At 64.3% G+C, this 18,064-nt stretch carries 19 protein-coding genes, 1 tRNA gene and 1 pseudogene; 8 read left to right on the top strand and 13 right to left on the bottom strand.

The features are described 5' to 3' along the window. Positions 1–9: 9 nt before the first annotated feature. The 5 genes from PE067_RS04535 to PE067_RS04515 all read left to right on the top strand — a co-directional run bounded on the left by PE067_RS04535 (position 10) and on the right by PE067_RS04515 (position 3,625). Positions 10–564, top strand: a complete 555-nt coding sequence (locus tag PE067_RS04535; RefSeq protein ID WP_276188026.1) for a 6,7-dimethyl-8-ribityllumazine synthase — start codon at positions 10–12, stop codon at positions 562–564. Next, positions 561–1,064: a transcription antitermination factor NusB gene (nusB, locus tag PE067_RS04530; RefSeq protein ID WP_276188025.1), complete on the top strand. Its 504-nt coding sequence runs from the start codon at positions 561–563 to the stop codon at positions 1,062–1,064. The genes PE067_RS04535 and nusB overlap by 4 nt, the downstream gene beginning before the upstream one ends. A 104-nt stretch (positions 1,065–1,168) precedes the next feature. Beyond that, the gene (locus tag PE067_RS04525) at positions 1,169–1,525 is read left to right on the top strand and encodes a hypothetical protein (RefSeq protein ID WP_276188024.1); all 357 of its coding nucleotides are present in this window, start codon (positions 1,169–1,171) and stop codon (positions 1,523–1,525) included. A gap of 398 nt (positions 1,526–1,923) precedes the next feature. After that, positions 1,924–2,856, top strand: a complete 933-nt coding sequence (locus PE067_RS04520; protein ID WP_276188023.1) for a DUF481 domain-containing protein — start codon at positions 1,924–1,926, stop codon at positions 2,854–2,856. Between the two features lie 313 nt (positions 2,857–3,169). Further along, positions 3,170–3,625, top strand: coding sequence for an MmcB family DNA repair protein (locus PE067_RS04515; RefSeq protein WP_276188022.1), 456 nt, complete (start codon positions 3,170–3,172; stop codon positions 3,623–3,625). Here the strand turns inward: PE067_RS04515 and PE067_RS04510 are convergent. Further along, positions 3,606–3,845: a DUF6324 family protein gene (locus PE067_RS04510; RefSeq protein WP_276188021.1), complete on the bottom strand. Its 240-nt coding sequence runs from the start codon at positions 3,843–3,845 to the stop codon at positions 3,606–3,608. The genes PE067_RS04515 and PE067_RS04510 overlap by 20 nt on opposite strands. 115 nt (positions 3,846–3,960) lie before the next feature. Further along, positions 3,961–4,034, bottom strand: a tRNA-His gene (locus PE067_RS04505). A gap of 328 nt (positions 4,035–4,362) precedes the next feature. On the opposite strand from PE067_RS04505, the gene PE067_RS04500 reads away from it, so the two are divergent. Next, the gene (locus PE067_RS04500; protein ID WP_276188020.1) at positions 4,363–4,917 is read left to right on the top strand and encodes a histidine phosphatase family protein; all 555 of its coding nucleotides are present in this window, start codon (positions 4,363–4,365) and stop codon (positions 4,915–4,917) included. Between the two features lie 23 nt (positions 4,918–4,940). Here PE067_RS04500 and PE067_RS04495 read toward each other — a convergent pair whose 3' ends face one another. The 3 genes and pseudogenes from PE067_RS04495 to PE067_RS04485 all read right to left on the bottom strand — a co-directional run bounded on the left by PE067_RS04495 (position 4,941) and on the right by PE067_RS04485 (position 8,121). Further along, entirely contained in the window at positions 4,941–5,300 is a 360-nt protein-coding gene (locus PE067_RS04495; protein WP_276188019.1) for an SUF system Fe-S cluster assembly protein, read from the bottom strand. A 123-nt stretch (positions 5,301–5,423) separates the two neighbouring features. Next, positions 5,424–6,047 carry a MipA/OmpV family protein gene (locus PE067_RS04490; protein WP_276188018.1) on the bottom strand — a complete coding sequence of 208 codons (624 nt, stop codon included), beginning with the start codon at positions 6,045–6,047 and terminating at the stop codon, positions 5,424–5,426. 216 nt (positions 6,048–6,263) lie between these two features. Continuing rightward, a pseudogene (locus PE067_RS04485) lies at positions 6,264–8,121 on the bottom strand (ABC-F family ATP-binding cassette domain-containing protein). A 378-nt stretch (positions 8,122–8,499) separates the two neighbouring features. Here PE067_RS04485 and ndk point away from each other — a divergent pair. Then, positions 8,500–8,922: a nucleoside-diphosphate kinase gene (gene ndk, locus PE067_RS04480; protein ID WP_276188017.1), complete on the top strand. Its 423-nt coding sequence runs from the start codon at positions 8,500–8,502 to the stop codon at positions 8,920–8,922. A gap of 82 nt (positions 8,923–9,004) precedes the next feature. Here the strand turns inward: ndk and PE067_RS04475 are convergent, their stop codons facing one another. From PE067_RS04475 to PE067_RS04460, 4 genes are all read right to left on the bottom strand, one after another. Then, a complete protein-coding gene (locus tag PE067_RS04475; protein WP_276188016.1) occupies positions 9,005–10,261 on the bottom strand; it encodes a cytochrome b/b6 domain-containing protein in 1,257 nt (418 codons plus the stop codon). A gap of 147 nt (positions 10,262–10,408) precedes the next feature. Then, complete coding sequence (locus PE067_RS04470) at positions 10,409–11,635, bottom strand: HAD-IIIC family phosphatase (RefSeq protein ID WP_276188015.1); 1,227 nt, start codon at positions 11,633–11,635, stop codon at positions 10,409–10,411. A gap of 188 nt (positions 11,636–11,823) precedes the next feature. Next, a complete protein-coding gene (locus PE067_RS04465) occupies positions 11,824–12,972 on the bottom strand; it encodes an ETX/MTX2 family pore-forming toxin (RefSeq protein ID WP_276188014.1) in 1,149 nt (382 codons plus the stop codon). Positions 12,973–12,994: 22 nt separating this feature from the next. After that, complete coding sequence (locus PE067_RS04460; protein ID WP_276188013.1) at positions 12,995–13,327, bottom strand: hypothetical protein; 333 nt, start codon at positions 13,325–13,327, stop codon at positions 12,995–12,997. A 156-nt stretch (positions 13,328–13,483) separates the two neighbouring features. Between PE067_RS04460 and PE067_RS04455 the strand changes: the two genes are divergently transcribed. Next, positions 13,484–14,140 (top strand): Crp/Fnr family transcriptional regulator, encoded by a 657-nt coding sequence (locus PE067_RS04455; RefSeq protein WP_276188012.1) that lies wholly within the window; start codon positions 13,484–13,486, stop codon positions 14,138–14,140. Here the strand turns inward: PE067_RS04455 and PE067_RS04450 are convergent. The 4 genes from PE067_RS04450 to PE067_RS04435 are packed head-to-tail and all read right to left on the bottom strand — an operon-like array spanning position 14,124 to position 18,043. After that, on the bottom strand, positions 14,124–14,561 hold the full coding sequence (locus tag PE067_RS04450; protein ID WP_276188011.1) for an adenylate/guanylate cyclase domain-containing protein: 438 nt from the start codon (positions 14,559–14,561) through the stop codon (positions 14,124–14,126). The genes PE067_RS04455 and PE067_RS04450 overlap by 17 nt on opposite strands. Continuing rightward, entirely contained in the window at positions 14,489–14,917 is a 429-nt protein-coding gene (locus tag PE067_RS04445) for a hypothetical protein (protein WP_276188010.1), read from the bottom strand. The genes PE067_RS04450 and PE067_RS04445 overlap by 73 nt, the downstream gene beginning before the upstream one ends. Beyond that, positions 14,910–15,830, bottom strand: coding sequence for a hypothetical protein (locus PE067_RS04440; RefSeq protein ID WP_276188009.1), 921 nt, complete (start codon positions 15,828–15,830; stop codon positions 14,910–14,912). The genes PE067_RS04445 and PE067_RS04440 overlap by 8 nt, the downstream gene beginning before the upstream one ends. Continuing rightward, positions 15,827–18,043, bottom strand: coding sequence for a pyridoxal-dependent decarboxylase (locus PE067_RS04435; protein WP_276188008.1), 2,217 nt, complete (start codon positions 18,041–18,043; stop codon positions 15,827–15,829). Before PE067_RS04435 ends, PE067_RS04440 begins: the two co-directional genes overlap by 4 nt. Positions 18,044–18,064: the final 21 nt, after the last annotated feature.

The following is an 18,064-nucleotide window of genomic DNA, read 5'->3' as shown; positions in this document are numbered from 1 at the left end:
GGACCCGCCATGGCCTCGTTCGTCGAACATTACCAGATCCCGCTGCCCGCGCTGACGGGCGACACCCGCCTGCTGATCGTCGTCGCGCCCTATTACCGCGCGATTGCCGATGATCTGATCGCGGGCGCGCGCAGCGTCGCCGCACAGGCAGGTGCCAGCGTCGATCTGGTCGAGGTGCCGGGCGCGCTGGAAATCCCGACGGCGATCGCGCTGGCCTCGCGGACCGGCCAATATGACGGCTATGTCGCGCTTGGCTGCATCATCCGGGGCGAGACGACGCATTACGACACAGTCTGCAACGACAGCTCGCGCGGGTTGACGCTGTTGGGATTGCGGGGGCTGGCCATCGGCAACGGCATCCTGACGGTCGAGAACGCCCTTCAGGCACAGGTCCGTGCGGAACCCGACGGGCAGAACAAGGGCGGCGGGGCCGCCGCCGCCGCGCTGCATCTGATCGCGCTGGACCGCCGTTTCGGCGCCGCGCCCAAGGATGACCGCGCCGTGCCGCCCGCCCATGACATCATCCGCCTGGCGGGCGAGATGGAAGGACCGGGCAAGGCATGACCTCGGCTGACGATAAAACCGGCGAAGGCCGCAAACCCGCCCGCAATGCGGGACGGCGCGAACTCAGCGCGGCGGCGCGGCTATATGCGGTGCAGGCGCTGTTCCAGATGGAGGCTGCGGGCCAATCCTCGAACCGGGTGCGCCGCGAATTCGAGGACTGGCGCATCGGCACCGAATACGAAGGCGAAACCTCGCCCGAGGCGGATAATGCGCTGTTCGCCCGCATCATCGAGGATGCGGTGACCTGGCAATCCAGAATCGACCAGATGACCGACCGCGCGCTGGTCGCGAAATGGCCCATCGACCGCATCGACCCGGTGCTGCGCGCCCTGTTCCGTGCCGCCGGGGCGGAAATGATGACCCCCGCGACCCCGCCGAAGGTCGTCATCACCGAATATGTCCGCGTGGCGCAGGCCTTTTTCGACACGGGCCGAGAGGCGAAATTCGTCAATGCCGTGCTGGACCACATGGCCCGCGAGGCGCGCCCCGAGGCGTTCTGACGCCTGATCGCGCTGCGGCGTCCTGACGCGGTGGGGATGGAATCGTGGCGCGGCAGGGCCTGTCGCGCTATCATCGGTGCCATTACCAGCAAGCGGGTCAGCACATGCCGCGACTTTTGCGATTGTATCTTGCCAGCGTGGCCGTGGGTTTTGCCCTGGCCATCTGCTTTACGCTGCTGCTGATCGCGCTGGATGTCGGCCATCTGCGCCACCTGGTCACGCATACAAGCGGTGGCGCCATCGCGGTGGCCATGCTGGTGGCCTTCCACACGATTTTGTTCAGCGGTGTCCAGTTCGGCTATGCGGTGATGCGACTGGCCCGCAAAGACGCAGGGCCGCGCGGCGGCAAGCGCCGGATGACCCTGAACCCGGCCCCGATTCCCGCGCGCAATCAGGCCGTCGCGGCTCCCGCCGCAGCGGGTGCGACGGACAAACCGGGCGGGCGCCGTCCCTTTCCATAACCTTGTCGCGATGAAACCGTGTCACTTTCGCAACATGAACCTGTTGCGACAGGGTGCTCAGTTCTGCCTAAATATCAGGCAAAATTTCCCGCGCATGGTGATTGTCACAAGTTTGCAGTATTTCGTGATGGCGCCAGACCGCGTTAACCGTCTAGTGCAATGGCACAAATGCTGACCTGAATTCGGTTCCCATCATCACTGATCACTTTTCACGCTATGCGGGTTCATGCCGATCTTTTCCGCTGCCCGTTTTGCCGGATTCCGGGCGCCCGATCATTGTTTGGCGGGTCCCTTTTGCGACGCGGATACGGCTCTTATTGTCCTCCTCATACAGCGCGGCCCGCCAAGCGGCAGACAGCCAGAGGGCACGCTGAAACACGAAAGTAATGAGGTTTGACATGAAGCATATCGCTTATCTGGCAGGCGCAACGGCTCTGGCTGCAAGCTTTGCGGTCCCGGCCTTCGCCCAGTCCGAAAGCTCCGCCGGTGCGAATGCAACGGGGATCACCGAAGTCAGCGAACAGATGCGCGACGTCGAAGACGCGGTGCGCGACGATTTCGCCCGTTCCGACGACGCCTATCGCTTTGGCAACCCAGAGTTGCGTCAGGGCCTGTATGGCTCGGTCGCTCTGAGCTATGTCGGCCGTGACGGCAACAGCGAAAATCAGGACTTCACCCTGTCCGGTCGCCTGTCGCACAATCAGGGCCAGTTCTCGCAGTCGGTCGGCATTTTGCTGGAATACGGCGAAAACAACGCCGGCGACAAGGACACCGAGAAAACCTCGGTCGTCTATGAGGGGATGTATAACATCAACGACCGCTTCTATGCCTTCGGCCTTGGCCGTCTGGCAACCGATGCGCTGGCTGATGACCCCGCAAGCCTGTCCAGCGGCGAAAGCTTTTCGGATCTGGACGGCCGCCTGAAACGTGACGCCTTCTTCGGTGTCGGTCCGGGCTATCGCATCCTGAACACCGACACGACCGCATGGCGTGTTCAGGCCGCTGTCGGTATCCGCTACACCAAGGCGGTCGAAGCGACCCAAAGCCCGACCGATCCGCTGGCCGGCACGGTGACCTATGATCTGAACACCGATACCGGCTACCTGCTGTCGTCGCGCTTTTACCACAAGTTCAACGACATGTTCTTCCTGACCAACGACACGGACTATCTGACCTCGGATGCCAATGACGTTGCGACGAACGAACTGGGCCTGAACTTCAAGATGTCCGAAGCCTTCGCGACCCGCGTGTCCTACAAGACCGAATACCAGTCCGAGCGCGCGATCCGCACGGACAACACCCTGGGCGTTTCGCTGGTTTACGGCTTCTAAGGCCGGAACAACTCTCTTCCTCTCTCTGGGGCGGCCTTTGGGTCGCCCCTTTTTTATCGGAAAGGGGGAAGGGTGGCGGGAACCGCAGCGACCGTTACAGCACAGGTTTCCCCGAAAGCCTGGATTTCCAGGTGGGCGCCAGATAACGAGACCAGGGTCCCGCCAGAGCCGGCCCCCTCGGTGAACTTATAGGCCAGTGGAAAAAATGGCCGCACACGCGAAGAGCAGAAGCCCGCCACCCCGCGAGATAGGGCCACAGGCCCGGCGCTGCAAGGCTTTTGCGGAATGTTTTCGTTTCGTTCATGTTGCGGGCATGCAAGACATCCTGCCCGCCAAACCCGGAATGCGGATCGCGCGTGGCGTCGCGCGGTTGCTGGGGACGATGGGCCATGCGCCTCTGGCGGAATTCGTGCCCTCGGGCGGGCTGAGGGTCGATGTCGTCTCGATCTCGCCCAAGGGGGAAATCTGGATCGTCGAATGCAAAAGCTGCCGGGCGGATTTCACCGGTGATCGCAAGTGGCAGAATTATCTGGAATGGTGCGACCGCTTTTTCTGGGCGGTGGATGCGGATTTCCCGGATGATCTGCTGCCCGCCGAACACGGGCTGATCCGCGCCGATGCCTTTGGGGCGGAACTGCTGCGCATGGCGCCCGAAACCCGGCTGGCGCCCGCGCGCCGGTCGCGTGTCTTGCGCGATGTGGCGCGGGTCGCGGCGACCCGGCTGCAGGCGCTGAGCGATCCGATGGGGGTCAGCGGCGCGGCTTTTTAGCGCCGCCCTTGCCGCCCCTGCCACCCTTTCCGCCGCCCGCCAGACCGCGCGCGGTTTCGGCGGCGGCCATCAGCTCCTCGGCGATTTCCTCGGCCTCTTTCGGGGCGAAATCCAGCGGCAGATCGACGCCGTCGGCCTCAACATAGATCCGCACCATGCCCTGATCGGTCGGGCCGATCTGCAGATTGGCGGCGATCTCGCTTTCGCTGTTGATACCCATGATATGTTCCCTGATTGCTGCCCACCTGATTAGCGCGGCAAAGGGGGCGCGGCAAGGGACTGGCCGGACGATGGCGCGGCGCGTCCGGGGGCGATTCCGATTGGGGGAAAGTGGCTACCGCCTCCCCGGCTTGAACGGGGGACCTCTAGATCCACAATCTAGCGCTCTAACCAACTGAGCTAAGGCGGCACAGGCGGGACAATTAGCGCCGGCTGCGGGGGGATGCAAGTGGCAATATACCCGGTTTCGGGCCTGACGACCACAGCAAGCCGCAATCGCTGAACGCAGCGGCTTCTGCGGCCGGTCGCAACGGCCCCGGACCGGTCGGGAAACGGCGCTTGTGCGGCGGCGGGCAGGGGGCAGGTCAGGGTGATCTCCATTCTGCCCTGCCGATGCGACAGGGGCGCGACACCGGGGGCGCAATACGGGGTCGGGCGTTTGTCCGGGTCGGGCGTTTCTGACCATGCCCCTGCCGGCATGCCATCTCTGCGCGCCAATGCGAACAGGGCGCGCGACGATGAACAGCCATCCCGATCTTTACCTGCTGCGGCACGGCCAGACCGAATGGAACCGTCAGGGGCGGTTGCAGGGGCTTCTGGATCTGCCGCTGACCCCCCTGGGCATCCGTCAGGCGCAGCGTCAGGCGGATATCGTCGCGGATATCCTGTCGCGCAACCGGGACCTGGCGCTTTATTGCAGCCCGCTTGGCCGGGCGCGGCTGTCGGCCGCTATCGCCTTTGGCGGGCGTGAGCCGGTGCTGGATTCACGGCTGGTCGAAATCGACGTGGGCGCGGCTGCGGGGCAGGCATGGCCGGGCGCGGCCACCGCGCAATCGCGCTGCGTCTGGTATGACAGCCTGCCGGGGGGCGAGAGGGTCGCGGCGCTTCGTGCCCGCGTCCGCGCCTTTCTGGACGATCTGACGGGGCCTGCGATGATCATGACGCATGGCGTGACGCTGTGCATGTTGCGCATGGTCGCGACCGGCCTGCCCGATGCGGCGCTGGACGATCTGGAAATGAAACAGGGGGCGGTCCATGTCGTCACGAACCGCCGGTTCAGCCTGATCGATTAGAACCGCGCGCGCCGGATCGGGGATCAGATGAAACCCAGTTCCAGCCGGGCTTCGTCGGACATCATGTCCATGCCCCATTGCGGGACAAAGGTCATTTCGACATCGACCTGCTTGACGCCCGGCAGCGGCTCGACCGCATCGGCGACCCAGCCCGGCATCTCGCCCGCGACGGGGCAGCCGGGCGCGGTCAGGGTCATGATGATGCGGACGGCATTGTCATCGGCTATCTCGATCGTGTAGATCAGGCCCAGATCAAAGATATTGACAGGAATTTCAGGATCATAGACGGTCCTGCAGGCCTCGACGATGCTTTCATACAGCGGATGGTCGACGCTTGAGGGCGCGATCAGCGGTGCGCCCTCCATCAGCGGTTCTGCGGTCATGGCCTGATGCCCCGGTTGTTGATTTCCTAGGTGAACATATAGGCAAAGCGCGCGCCCCGGTCCAGAGCGTGCGCCAGCAAAGCGATGGGCCGGTTCCGGTCGCCGTCAGAAAACTGGCCGCCGTCAGAAACCAGTGCTGAAGCGGCGCACGACGCCAAGCCGGACGGACGGCTGGTCCTTGTCCTGCACGATGGGCGAATCCGCCGCATCGCCCAGCAGGCGCGTGTAGCGGAACTCGCCCAGAACGGCCATCGTGTCGGTCACGGCATAGCGCGCCTCGACCTCGATCGCGGCGGAATAGATCCCGCCACCCGGTGCATAGGCGTCATAACCGCTGGTGATCGATTCATCCGCAGTGACGCCGAAATAGGTTTCGGTGAAATCGTCGCTGCTGAATTGCGCCTCGGCGCGGGGGGTGATCGTCAGGCGGTCGGTGGCCGCATATTGGTATCTCGCACCGAATTCGCCGACCAGCCCCTTGTACCCGCCAAAGCCCTTGCGCAGCGCGATATAGCCGCGCGCCGGCCCCTGATCATAGGCGACCTGAAAGCCGATCTCGCCCGCGCGGCTGATGTCATCCATGCCGCGCAGCGCGTCATGGTCGTCCGCACCGCGGCTGCCGATCAGGTTGAACGACGGAACGATGGACAGACCGTCCGTGGTTTCGCGGCCATCCGCCTTCTGGCGCGTCAGCGAACCATTGCGCAGGATGATCCAGACCGAGGCGTCCTGATCGTCCGGACCCATGTATTCCGGGGCCGTATTTCACCCCAAGCCCCAGATCGCCCGACAGGACATAGCCGTTGTTGCCAAAGGTCTGGGCGCCAGCCGGGGCGGCGAGCAGCATCAGGACGAGAAGGGCGCGCATGGTCACTACTCCGTACGCAAGGGGCGGAATCATCTGTTGAAATCGGCCGGCGTAATCTGGCCATTGGCAGCTTGTCGGGCGCGAGTCAAGCACCGTCAGCCGCGTTCGGCGGTTTCCAGCCGTTCCAGCGCCTCCATCCACAGGGTTTCGGCGCGGAGCATCGCAGCCGATGCCTCGGCATGTTTGCGGCCCCATTTCTCGGCGCCCCATGTGTCGTCATAGGTCGTGGGATCGGCCATGATCGCATCCAGTTTCGACAGCATTTCCGCCAGCTTTTCGACGCGATCCTCGGCCCGGCGGGCGTCGGCGCGCAATTCCAGTGATCTTGGTCGCGGGATGCGCGTTTCGCGGGTTTCGTTCTCGGGTTTGGGGGCGGTTTCAACGGGCTTTTCATCGCCCGACAGCAGCATCTTGCGATAGCCGTCCAGATCGCCGTCATAGGGGCGCACCGCGCCGCCCGCCACCAGCCACAGCCGGTCGGCCACAAGGCTGAGCAGATGCATGTCGTGGCTGACCAGAATGACCGCGCCGGTATAGTCGTTCAGCGCCTCGGTCAGGGCCTCGCGGCTTTCGATGTCAAGGTGGTTGGTCGGCTCGTCCAGAATCAGCAGATGGGGGCGTCGATGGTGGCCAAGAGCAGAGACAGCCGCGCCTTTTGCCCACCCGACAGCGCGCGGACGCGGGTTTCGGCCTGATCGGCCATCAGCCCGAACTCGGCCAGCCGCGCGCGCAGCCGGGGCTGGCCTTCGTCCGGGCGCAGGCGGCGGACGTGGTCCAGCGGGGTTTCGTCCAGTTCCAGCTCATCGACCTGATGCTGGGCGAAATAGCCGATCCGCAGCTTCGACGACCGCGCGATGCGTCCGTCCATCGGATCGAGCCGTTCGGCCAGCAGCTTCGACAGGGTCGATTTGCCCTGACCGTTGCGGCCAAGCAGCGCGATCCGGTCGTCCTGATCGATGCGCAGGTTCAGCCGCTGCAACACCGCGCGCCCGTCATAGCCGACCGCAACCCCGTCCATCGAGACGATGGGCGGCGACAACTGGTCAGGCTGGGGAAAGCTGAACTGATGGAACTTCGCCTCTTCGGGCGCGGTGATCGGCTCCATCTTTGCCAGCATCTTGATGCGAGCCTGTGCCTGCACGGCCTTGGACGCCTTGGCGCGGAAACGGTCGACGAAGCTTTGCAGATGGGCGCGACGGGCCTCTTGCTTCTTGGCCTCGGCGGCCTGCAGGGCGCGCTTTTCGGCGCGGGTGCGGGCAAAGGTGTCGTAGCCGCCGGTGTAAAGCGTCAGGCTGCGGTTTTCCAGATGCAGGATATGGCCGACGGCGCGGTTCAGAAGGTCGCGGTCGTGGCTGATGACGATGACGGTATGGGGGTAGCGCGCCAGATAGCTTTCCAGCCACAGCGCCCCTTCCAGATCCAGATAGTTGGTCGGTTCGTCCAGAAGCAGCAGGTCGGGCTGGGCAAACAGCACGCCGGCCAGCGCGACACGCATCCGCCAGCCGCCGGAATAATCGCGGGTCGGGCGGGCCTGATCCTCGGCCGAAAAGCCAAGACCGCGCAGGATGGTGGCGGCGTCGGCCTCGGCCGACCAGGCGTCGATATCGGCCAGCCGGGTCTGGATTTCGGCAATGCGGCCCGCGTCGGTCGCGGTTTCGGATTCAGCCAGCAGCGCGGCGCGTTCGGTATCGGCGGCCAGCACCGTGTCCAGAACGCTGGTGTCGGTGCCTGCCGCTTCCTGCGCGACGCCGCCGATACGGGCAGCAGCACGGGCAGGGATATCTCTCCGCCGTCAAGGGCAAGCTCGCCCCGGATCAGGCGGAACAGCGTGGTCTTGCCCGCGCCATTCGGGCCGACAAGGCCGACCTTATGGCCGTTCGGAATGACCGCCGAGGCGTGTTCAAGCAGCGGGCGGCCCGCGATGGAATAGGATATGTCGTCGATGCGCAGCATCCCCGCGCATTGCCGCATCGCGGCGCCGACGTCAATCGCTGGCGCGCATCCGGGGCAGGGCGCGCGGCCCGAACTGGCTTTTCCGGGGGCGGGTCGCAGGCAGGCGGGATGCCGCGATTCCTCGTCGCTCTGACGCCTGCGACCCGCACCGTCATGGGTTCGCGGGGCGGCCGGTTCGGCAGAGGCATCCGGGGGCGGGTGACGGCCCGGTGCTGGCGCGCAAGCCGGGGTGCCGCTGGCCTTTGACGAAAGGGCGGGGCTGTGGCTGATCAAATAGGGCCTGACCCGGTTTGCCTGATCTTTCCAAAACGCCATCCCCGTGATAACCGGGCGCGGATTTTCGAACCATGGGGTTCGAAGAAATGGAAAGGATCCACCATGGCCACCGAGCGCACGCTTTCGATCATCAAGCCCGACGCGACCCGCCGCAACCTGACCGGCAAGATCAACCAGAAATTCGAAGATGCAGGTCTGCGCATCATCGCCCAGAAACGCCTGCACCTGTCGCAAGCGCAGGCCGGGAAATTCTACGAAGTCCACAAGGATCGCCCCTTCTATGGCGAGCTGGTGGAATTCATGTCCTCGGAGCCGGTCGTCGTTCAGGTTCTGGAAGGTGAAAACGCCATCCTGAAAAACCGCGAAGTCATGGGCGCGACCAACCCGGAAAACGCCGATGCGGGCACGATCCGCAAGGAATTCGCCCTGTCGGTCGGTGAAAACTCGGTCCACGGTTCGGATGCACCGGAAACCGCGAAAGAAGAAATCGCCTTTTTCTTCTCGGGTCTGGAACTGGTCGGCTGAGCCGGAAGGTTTCCTGTCCCCGGACAGTCAAAGGGCCGCCACGGGGCGGCCCTTTTTCATTCGCGGCATTTTGCCTGTGGCGTCACTGGCGGATGGCGGTCAGGTCAAAGCCGATGTCGACCGCGAAACCCACCGTGCTTTCATCGGCATAGGTCTGGCCCACGCCGAAATCGCGGCGGTCAATGGTCAGCTTGCCGCTTGCCGCCGCCTGATCGCCGTCGATGACCAGATCAAAGGGCAGTTCGGCCGGGACGGATTGGCCGGCAATGGTCAGATCCCCCCTTGCGACCAGTTGATCCCCTTCGGACGGGGCGATCACGGCCTGAAAGCGCGCCTCGGGGAAGGCGGCGGCGTTCAGGAACTCCGGCCCCTTGGCATTGTCCGACACCGCGCCAAGCGTCAGCGAGGCGATGTCGATGGTCACATCCACGCTGCCCTCGCGGCTGTCGGGGTCGTAGTCGATCTGCGCCTGCCGGGTCGCAAAGCCCCCCTCGACGGTCGAGCCGCCCTGATTGACCGCAATCCGCAGCGTGCCGGTTTCGACGACCCATGCGCTGCTTGCGGCCTGGGTGTCGGTCGTCGCGGCCTGATCCTCCTGCACCGTGGCCGGCGCGGTTTCGGCAGGTTGCGCCTGACCGGACGTTTCGGGTTCAGCCTCTGCACCCGGCAGATATTGCGACCCGATTGCCACCGCGACCCAGATCAGCAGCCCGGTGATCGCGGCCAGAATGGCTGATGCGCGATGATGTTGCTGGGGCGGTTCCGGGACGCGGCCGGGGTTTCCGGCCATGCGCGCCAGGGTGGCGTCGCGGTCGATGATCATATGTTTCAGCGCGCCGCCGACATGCAGGACGATCAGCGCGGCCAGCACCCACCAGCCGCTGGCATGGAATGCGGCGAATGCGTTGCTGAGATCCATCGATTCCGGCACGCCCGGCAGTCTTTGCCCAAAGGGCCAGATGATGCGCGAAAAGGCACCGGGCGCCGCGGCATGCAGCAACCAGCCTGACAGCGGCATCACGACCATGCCCGCATACAGCCCCCAATGCACGACCTCGGCCGCCCAGGTTTCCAGGCGGCGTTCGGGATGCAGCGGGCGCGGCTTGATCTGGCCAATCGCCCAGAGGATCCGGGCCAGCGCCAGAAACAGCGTGACCATCCCCACCGTCTTGTGGATTGAAAAGGCCGCGAAAACCAGTTGCAATTCATCCTGCGTCTCATGGGGCAGGGCATTCGCATAAAGGCCCAGCCCGATCGCCGTCAGGATCAGTGCCGCGATGGACCAATGGAATATTCGGGAAACCCAGCCATAGCTGCGGGTATCGTTGACTGCCTTCATTGGTTGCTCCGTTGCCGTGTCGCTGCCAGTCCCTTGCGGTATACGGCCCATTTATGGGCTCTGCCCGGGGACTGCATCACCGCGCCCACCATGCCACGGATTTTTGAGCATGCGTGTCACCTTCGTGATGCAGGTCCCTGGGGGCAGCTATCCGTCATCCGTGCCATGCAGGATATCGGCATCTTTGAGTGGGCCCTGCCTGTTCAGGCCGATGCGGAAGGCGGGCAGCCATTGGCTGATGCGCTTTTGCGGAAAAGTGATGGATTTCAATCCCCTTGCGCTGCGCAGCCCGCCCCGTCCGACCGGAAACAGGCTGGGCGCGAACTGCATCCGGTTCTGGCTGAAGCTGAGATAGGCATAGGACAGCGTGCTGTCGGTCCAGTCGACCGACGGCGGCACCTCGACACGGATTTCGTCCTGATCGAAATCCGAAACCTCGGAAATCCAGTCGACCGTCGCGGGCGTGTCGAGTTTCGAGGCGACCGGCCCCACCAGTTTCATCTCGGGGCGGCCGAGTTTGGCCCAGACCCATTGTTCGACCCCCATATTGAGGGTGCGGCAGGAAAAGGCGAAATGATGGGCGGTATTGCCCGAATATTTCGTCCGCACGCAAAAGAAGCCGACGATGCCGTAATCGCCATAGCGGTCGCGGACATGGACCAGCCCGGCATGCATCCCCGAAACCGACAGCAACTGTTGCAGGGCGGTCTTTTCATCGTCGGTATTGGCGCGGATCTTGGTGAAATTCAGCTGGTTCGTGCGGTTCAGCAGTTCCAGCACCCGGTCCATCTGGTCGTCGATATCTGTGATGATGCGGATCTGGATGCCGGACTGGCGCAGGAAATCCTCGTTCGAGAGGCCGCTTTCGCGTTGTTCGGTCAGCTTGCCTTCCATGACCTTGTATTGTTTCAGCCGCGAATGGTCGCGGTCGTCCTTGCCCGCAAGCTGGGGCAGGTCCAACAGAGGCGACAGATCCAGCCTGCCATCGACACAGGCGATGCCGTCGTTGAAAAACGCGACCTCTTCGAGGTTGAGGTGATTGTCGTCCAGAAACAGGGTATTGGCCGCGCGCAGGCCCATCCGGTCCAGCATGGCGCTGATCGCCTGACCCTTGGGCGACCAGTCGATATGGGGAAAGACGAACAGGTCCCAGATCCCCAGTTCCTGCAGCTTTTCGCGGGCGGTGTCGAAGTCGTTTTTCGAACAGATCGAACAGACGATCCCGCGATCGGTCAATTCGCGCAGGATGCGGATGTTTTCCGCGATCGGGGTGATGCCTTCCTCGCTGAGCGTGCCTTTCCAGAACGTCTCATCCAGATCCCAGATCACCAGCTTGATCTGTTCGCGGATCTGTTCGAAGCCGACTGTGTTCATGTGCATTCCCTTTTGTTCGATGCCGCGCAAGATACCCCCCCCGTGTGTCAAGCCACGCCAAAGGCTGCACGCAAAACCATGCGCGGTCATGTGGTGTTCGCTGCGTGGACGGGCCACGCCTTGCGGTTCTGGATTTCAATCGGGCGTTCTGCCGTCGCCGTCAGCAGGGTGTCAGACCGTCGGACCCGTCACCCCCGATTGCCACCGATTTGCAAGACCGGATCATACGTCCCCCTTTCGTTCCAGCCAGCATAGGGACAAAGATGTGAATAAAACGGAAACATCCAGACGAAATTCGCGCGCATTTTCATGATCGCGCGACAGGCGGAAAGGCCACATGTCAGCACGCAGACAGCCCCGCCTTTCCGAACGTCAAGGGACGACCGAAAAGACGGGGCTGCGCCGTGCCTGCCAGGAGACGTCAGGCGGCGGCGAGCCTCGTTAACCAGGACCTCGTCAACAACCTTCGCTTCCGAACGGGCATCGGTCGCAAGGACCAGATCATCACTGCCATCGGGTCGGAAGCTGTCTGTGACATCCAGCGTCCGCACGGTGAAATTGACCGTATGGACCGCCTTCATCACGCCATGCAGGGAAATCCGCCCCTGCGTGGGATCTACGGGATTGCGCCCGTATGTCCAGGACTCGTCCCCCGCCGAACCAAAGCGACCGATCCAGTCGCACAGGGTTCCGGCATCGGCCGTCCAGATTTTCTGGCCACGGATCGGCGATTGGAAATTCGCTACCGTATTGCCTTTCAGGATGATGTCGGCGCGGTAGGGCATCGACAGTTCTTTCTTGTTGGCCATCAGGACGACCTGCCAGACCCGTCCCTTCGGCACATTCCTGACCGGGACCGAGACGTTGAAATTGCGCGTCTCGGACGAGGAAACGGATGAGGTATCCGTCCAGGAATGCGAATATTCGGCGGAAAAGCTGATGCCGAATTCCTTTTCAAAGACCCCGCCTTTCAGCGCGCCCTTGATCGACACGGTGGTGCCGGTCTTGACCGCCTTGCTGACCGCATGGGTCGTTGTCACCGTGTCCTGAAAGCTGCAGGACAGGCCCACGACCTGTTCGGGGGTCAGGCCGTTGCGGTTGTCGACGATGCCCGTCGCCGCAGCCGATTGATAGACTCTGAAGGTCTGGGCCGGGGTGTCAAAGACCAGTTCCGTCGCCAGTTCATCGACCAGCTTGCCGAACAGCCCGCCGTTGTTGCCGGGACCGTTGGTGAACCACTGTCCTCCGGCAGGGTCCTTTTCGGTTTCCAGATGGTTTTGCCAGGCGTCGATCAGGATGGCGCTGATCTGCACCGTATCCAGATATTGCAAAGACATGGGCTTGCTCCGGTTGGAAGGGTCAGCAGTTGACGTCGATCAGGCCAAGCGTGTTCGACAGGGTCGTGCCGGTGATCGTATAGGCCGCCGTGCAGGTGTTGCCCTTTTCGTAGGTGAATGCGCGCGCCGCTTCGTTGTCGCGCCCCCAGACCACATCGACATGCAGATAGACCAGCGAGCCATCGGGAATGCCGAAATCGTCGAGCGTTGCGGTCTTGGTCTGGCCCAGCAGGATGTCGCCGGTGCGCTTGGTGTCTTTCTTCTGGCCTTCGTCATCGACATAGGCGAATTTCATCCGCGCCACGAAGCCGCCGCCATTATGCAGGCTCATCTTGCCAATTTTTTGCAATGCCATGATGTTCCTCCTGAAGTTTTCCGGGTTGAAAACCCCTTGGGTGGTTGTTCCCTTGGGTAAACTCAACTTGCGGGAATTTCCGGGGCCGCTCAGTGGCATTTCGCACAGCAAGGCGGAATAATCGCACGGCAGGCATTTTTTCGTGATGGGAACGGGATGCAGATATCAGGCGATGCGCGTGCGATCTTTCTGGCTGCGGCCCGTGAACGCAGCCATGCGGCCGGCGCCGCCCTGATCCGCGAGGCGGATGATAGCCACGATGTTTTCCTGATGCTGGACGGCACGGCCGATGTGCTGGCCCATTCGCCCGAGGGCAAGATGGTCATCTATGCCCGCGTCGTGCCGGGTGATCTGGTGGGCATGCTGGCGGCGATCGACGGGGGGGCGCGTTCGGCCAGCGTGGTCGCCCGCGATCAGGGGCGCACGGCCTGGGTCTCGCGGCGCGACTTCCTGTCGCTGATGGAGATGCCCGCCTTTGCCCGGCCCTTGCATCTGCATTTCGTCAGCCGGATCCGCAGCCTGTCGGAACGGGTCTATGAATTCGGCACGCAACTGGTGCGCGAAAGGCTGGTGCGCGAATTGCTGCGCCAGATCCCTGCGGGGCATGACGGCCCGCATCGGCTGGACCCGGCCCCGGCCCATCTGGAACTGGCCGCCCGCATCGCCACCCACCGCGAGGCGGTTTCGCGGGAAATGAGCAGGCTGGCGCGGATGGGGCTGGTCGCGCGCAAGGGCAGGGCGCTGCATGTGCCCTCGCGCGCGGAACTGGCCGCAACGCTGGAGGATGGCGGGGAAATCAGGCCAGAGCCGTGATCCGCACCGGTGCGTCGATGCCTTTCAGGGTGACATCACGCATATCGTCCGGCTGCCGCCCCGCCGCGTCACAAATCGCCTGCGTGACCAGAATCTGGCCCGGTTCGGCCAGCGCCGACAGCCGGGCCGCGATGTTCATGGCCTGACCAAAGGCGCCGACCTCTTGCAGCTTGCCGCTGGCGGCGGAGAATGTGCAGACAAAGGCCTGGCCCGTGTGCAGCCCCATGCCCGCCTGAACCGGATCCTTGCCCTGCGGCTGGCGCGACAGGGCCGCGGCCACGGTGCGGGCGGCGGCCACGGCCTTCTGCGCGTGATCGGGACCGGAAAAGCCGGGGGGCCAGATGCCGATCACGGAATCGCCCTGAAATTCCAGCACGAAACCGTCATGCTGCCACAGCGCCGCCACCACCAGATCGCGCATCCGCGCAACCGTCGCGGCATAGCCCGCGCCACCCAGCTCATGCCAAGCGCCACGGATCCGCGCAGGTCGCAAAACAGGATGCTGACCGGGACCTCGGCCCCGCCGGGGAACTGTTCGATGAACTTGTCGCAGGCATTGCAGAAACGCGGATTGCGAAAGGACGGGCGCAGCCCGATGCGCCGCGCGATCCAGCCGCCAAAGCCGCCAAAGGGGGCGAAACACATCTTGCAGCGCGGCATGCCCGGCAGCATCCGATAGCGGCGCTGCTTGCCCGTCAGGACCGGGTGGCCGTCGTGAAAGATCTGGCGCCACAGGTCTTCGTGGCCGAATTCGGGTTGGGATGCGCTGTCAGACATCGGCGGGCTCCGGGGCGGAATGGGGCACCAGATATTCATCCGGCGTGACAGAGGCATGCATCGCCGATTCCGGCGGGCAGACATCCAGCCCCTCGCTGTTGCACACGGCGGTCGCGCAGAAGAAACTGGGCCCGGCGGTCACGGTCAGGGCGGGGTCGCGGGGCAGGCCGCGATAATCCAGCGTGACCTGCTGACCTTCGGGTAGAGGGATGCCGCAGGGGATGCGGGGCGCGCCATCCGGGCCGCGCAGGGGGACCGAAGGCACGGTGACGATGATCCCCGCTTCCAGCATGTCGGGCGCGATCCAGTCGGGCGTGCGGGGCAGGCTGAGGACATGGTCATAGCCCGGCCCGAACAGCATCCGCCCATCCCTGACGCCCGCGACCGGGGCGTATTGCAGGTTGGTCATATGCGCCTCGGCCCCGCGTCCGAACATCAGGTAATGGGCGGTATCGGGCAGGGCCTCGCCGTGGGAAAAGGGCCGGAAATAGACGCTGCGTTCGACCGTCACCGGGATCTTGGCAAAGACCGGGCGCACCCGTTTCAGATCCCGAGGAAAGAAATGCGGGTCCTGTTCATCCTCGGGACCAAAGGGCGGTACGCCCTGAAAGATATTGCCGGTGAACGCGGGCCTCAGTCCCGCAGCCAGCGAAGGGACGTTGAATTCGTCGCTGTCGTCATTGGCCAGCACGAACAGGTCGCGCGGATATTGCGCCCGGACCCGCCGCAGCGCCGTCGCGATTTCGGCGGGCAAGGAAAAGCGGATGACCAGCTGATACTTGTGCATCTCGTTGAAATACTGGGTCATATGGGTCGCAAACAGCGTCTCGGACCCGGTGATGGTAAAGGCGTGCTGATGGGCCATATTGCTGATCGGCGGGCCATCGGGATCGTGTTCGGGGCAATGCGTCATGGTCGTTCCCTCCAAGGATCTTGTCCGGTCGCGGCGCAGATCCCTTCTGCCGCGGTCAAGGCCGTTTCGCGCAGGATCGCGATCAGCCGGGGGATGAAATCGCCGTCCGTGGTCGCCGTCATGAACGGGTTTTGCTGGGTCGAGATCAGGAATTTCACCCCCATCCCCGGCTGCGGCCTGACGCCCGCACGACGGGCGAAATGATCAACGAAAGGCTGCGCGCAGACCGCCGGGTCGAATTCGGATGCGGTGACGAACATCGGTTTCGGCGGCGGGCCGGACTGCGGCGCGTCTTCGAGGCTGAGGGCGCGGAAAACCGCGTCATTCAGCCGGTTCATCAGGTCCAGATCGGTGTTCAGCCCGTCCTGAGTGCGGAAATTGAAGGCATAGGGCACGATGCTGGTATCCGAGCCAGAGGCGCGGAACAGCGTCATCAGCGACGGGTCGGCCAACAGCCGCTCGACCAGCGCGTCATTGTCCAGACAGGCGATTTCGTCGCGCAGGCGGCGGTTTTCCTCGGCCACGGCGGCATCGCCCAGATGCAGGCGTTCGGCAGGCAGGCGCTGGAATGGCGTCACCGTGATCGCGCCACCATCGGCAAAGCCCGCCCGCAGCGCGGCGTAAAAGCGGCGCGAGGCAAAGATGCATTTCGCCAGCAGGCGGCCATAGCCCGACTGGTCCGGCGGGATGACCTGATGCGACAGCCAGACCGAGGCGGCGGCGGCGCCGGGCTTCGACCCCTCGATTCCATAGATCCCGACGGTCGGCACGACGCCGTCGTGAAAGACCACGGGCGCGGCAAAGCTGACCAGATCGCGCATCATCCCGATGCGATAGCACAGTGCCCCCGCCGGATAGGGGATGAAACCCGCCTTGTGCGGATCGACGGTCAGGGTTTCGCAATGGCGCGCGGCGTTCAGGCGCGCTTCGACCCGTGGGTTCAGATACATGCCGGGGGGCGCGTCGTCGTCGTTCAGGTCCAGCATCTCATGCGCGCCGGGCGACCCCGACAAGGGCGGGCGCAGCATCGACATGAAATAGCCGCCCCATGCCGCATCCGCATGCAGGGCAAAGGACAGCCCCCGGCGCCTGAATTCGGCCCGCAGGTCGACGATGCGGTCCAGAGGGTCGATCGCGCCCTCTTCGGTCGTGCCCAGAACGGCGACGGCCAGCATGACCGGGCGGCGCTGGTCCAGACATTCGGTCAGGATCTCGCGCAGGGCATCGACACGCATCCGGCCGTTCAGATCGACGGGCACGCTGCGCAGGGCGGCGCGGCCAAGCCCCAGCAAAGCGGCGCCCTTGGGCCGGGAATAATGCGCGGTCGCCGGGGCCAGAACCAGCGGCACGGGCAGGTCGGGGGCATGGCGGCGGTGCATTTCGGCAAGGCCCAGATCCTGCACGCCGCGCCCGGCCAGCGCCGCCGCGACCTTTTCCGGGGTGGTCCGGGCCGCGCGCGCGACCAGCGCGTTCAGCATCAGCACGCTGCGGATGGGCAGGTTCATCAGCCCCCGTGCATCCAGATCCAGCAGCCGCGCGCGCCCGCGACCGGTATGGACCTGAACCCCCTGCGCGGCGGCCAGCGCCGGGTCGTCGCGCAGCGCCTCGACCATGGCAAAGGGCAGGTATTTCAGATTGCGCGCGGCCCAGATCGCCTCGGCATTGGCGACGCTGCCGTCGCAGGTGATATGGCCCCAGGGCGGGCAGGTCCGACTGTCGAAACCCGCCATCCGGCACAGCTCGCGCCCGACCTGGATTTCCAGCAATGTCGTGACCGGAGAAGCCTCTGCCGCGACATTGTTCTGGTTGAACAGCAGCGCCGCGACATAGCCCGCCACCCCCGGCAGGGTGATGTCCCAATACATATGCGACTGGTTGCGATAGCTGGACAGGGGCGTCGATCCGGCAAGCTGCGCGATCATATCCGACAGCCGGTCGCGCATCCGTTCCGCCGTCGCGCGATAGGCATCGCTTTCGAACACGCTGTCCGGGCCAAGCCGGGGATCTTCGGGGGCGTAGTCGCGCCGTGCCGCGACATGGCCCGAAATCGCGATATCGACCAGCTCGCGCAGCAGGGATTCGTTTTCGGCCTTGGGGCCCAGAAACCACGCGGGGAGGGCGCCGGCGGATTGCGGGGCGGCTGCGGTCAGCAGGGGCTGCCGCGCCAGACGGTTCATCGAATCGATCAGCGCGGAATTGACCTTGCGTGGCATGTGTCTGAGGCCCGTATGTCA

Source organism: Paracoccus sp. DMF-8, assembly GCF_029309835.1.
Taxonomy (GTDB): domain Bacteria; phylum Pseudomonadota; class Alphaproteobacteria; order Rhodobacterales; family Rhodobacteraceae; genus Paracoccus.
Note: the sequence above shows the minus strand (reverse complement) of the source record. Positions and strands in the feature narration are given on the sequence as shown.

What these genes read in the sequence shown, in the direction of transcription:
- PE067_RS04535 (WP_276188026.1), top strand. Translation starts at nt 10, where the DNA reads ATGGCCTCGTTCGTCGAACATTACCAGATCCCGCTGCCCGCGCTGACG.
- nusB (WP_276188025.1), top strand. Translation starts at nt 561, where the DNA reads ATGACCTCGGCTGACGATAAAACCGGCGAAGGCCGCAAACCCGCCCGC.
- PE067_RS04525 (WP_276188024.1), top strand. Translation starts at nt 1,169, where the DNA reads ATGCCGCGACTTTTGCGATTGTATCTTGCCAGCGTGGCCGTGGGTTTT.
- PE067_RS04520 (WP_276188023.1), top strand. Translation starts at nt 1,924, where the DNA reads ATGAAGCATATCGCTTATCTGGCAGGCGCAACGGCTCTGGCTGCAAGC.
- PE067_RS04515 (WP_276188022.1), top strand. Translation starts at nt 3,170, where the DNA reads ATGCAAGACATCCTGCCCGCCAAACCCGGAATGCGGATCGCGCGTGGC.
- PE067_RS04510 (WP_276188021.1), bottom strand. Translation starts at nt 3,845, where the DNA reads ATGGGTATCAACAGCGAAAGCGAGATCGCCGCCAATCTGCAGATCGGC.
- PE067_RS04500 (WP_276188020.1), top strand. Translation starts at nt 4,363, where the DNA reads ATGAACAGCCATCCCGATCTTTACCTGCTGCGGCACGGCCAGACCGAA.
- PE067_RS04495 (WP_276188019.1), bottom strand. Translation starts at nt 5,300, where the DNA reads ATGACCGCAGAACCGCTGATGGAGGGCGCACCGCTGATCGCGCCCTCA.
- PE067_RS04490 (WP_276188018.1), bottom strand. Translation starts at nt 6,047, where the DNA reads ATGGGTCCGGACGATCAGGACGCCTCGGTCTGGATCATCCTGCGCAAT.
- ndk (WP_276188017.1), top strand. Translation starts at nt 8,500, where the DNA reads ATGGCCACCGAGCGCACGCTTTCGATCATCAAGCCCGACGCGACCCGC.
- PE067_RS04475 (WP_276188016.1), bottom strand. Translation starts at nt 10,261, where the DNA reads ATGAAGGCAGTCAACGATACCCGCAGCTATGGCTGGGTTTCCCGAATA.
- PE067_RS04470 (WP_276188015.1), bottom strand. Translation starts at nt 11,635, where the DNA reads ATGAACACAGTCGGCTTCGAACAGATCCGCGAACAGATCAAGCTGGTG.
- PE067_RS04465 (WP_276188014.1), bottom strand. Translation starts at nt 12,972, where the DNA reads ATGTCTTTGCAATATCTGGATACGGTGCAGATCAGCGCCATCCTGATC.
- PE067_RS04460 (WP_276188013.1), bottom strand. Translation starts at nt 13,327, where the DNA reads ATGGCATTGCAAAAAATTGGCAAGATGAGCCTGCATAATGGCGGCGGC.
- PE067_RS04455 (WP_276188012.1), top strand. Translation starts at nt 13,484, where the DNA reads ATGCAGATATCAGGCGATGCGCGTGCGATCTTTCTGGCTGCGGCCCGT.
- PE067_RS04450 (WP_276188011.1), bottom strand. Translation starts at nt 14,561, where the DNA reads ATGCGCGATCTGGTGGTGGCGGCGCTGTGGCAGCATGACGGTTTCGTG.
- PE067_RS04445 (WP_276188010.1), bottom strand. Translation starts at nt 14,917, where the DNA reads ATGTCTGACAGCGCATCCCAACCCGAATTCGGCCACGAAGACCTGTGG.
- PE067_RS04440 (WP_276188009.1), bottom strand. Translation starts at nt 15,830, where the DNA reads ATGACGCATTGCCCCGAACACGATCCCGATGGCCCGCCGATCAGCAAT.
- PE067_RS04435 (WP_276188008.1), bottom strand. Translation starts at nt 18,043, where the DNA reads ATGCCACGCAAGGTCAATTCCGCGCTGATCGATTCGATGAACCGTCTG.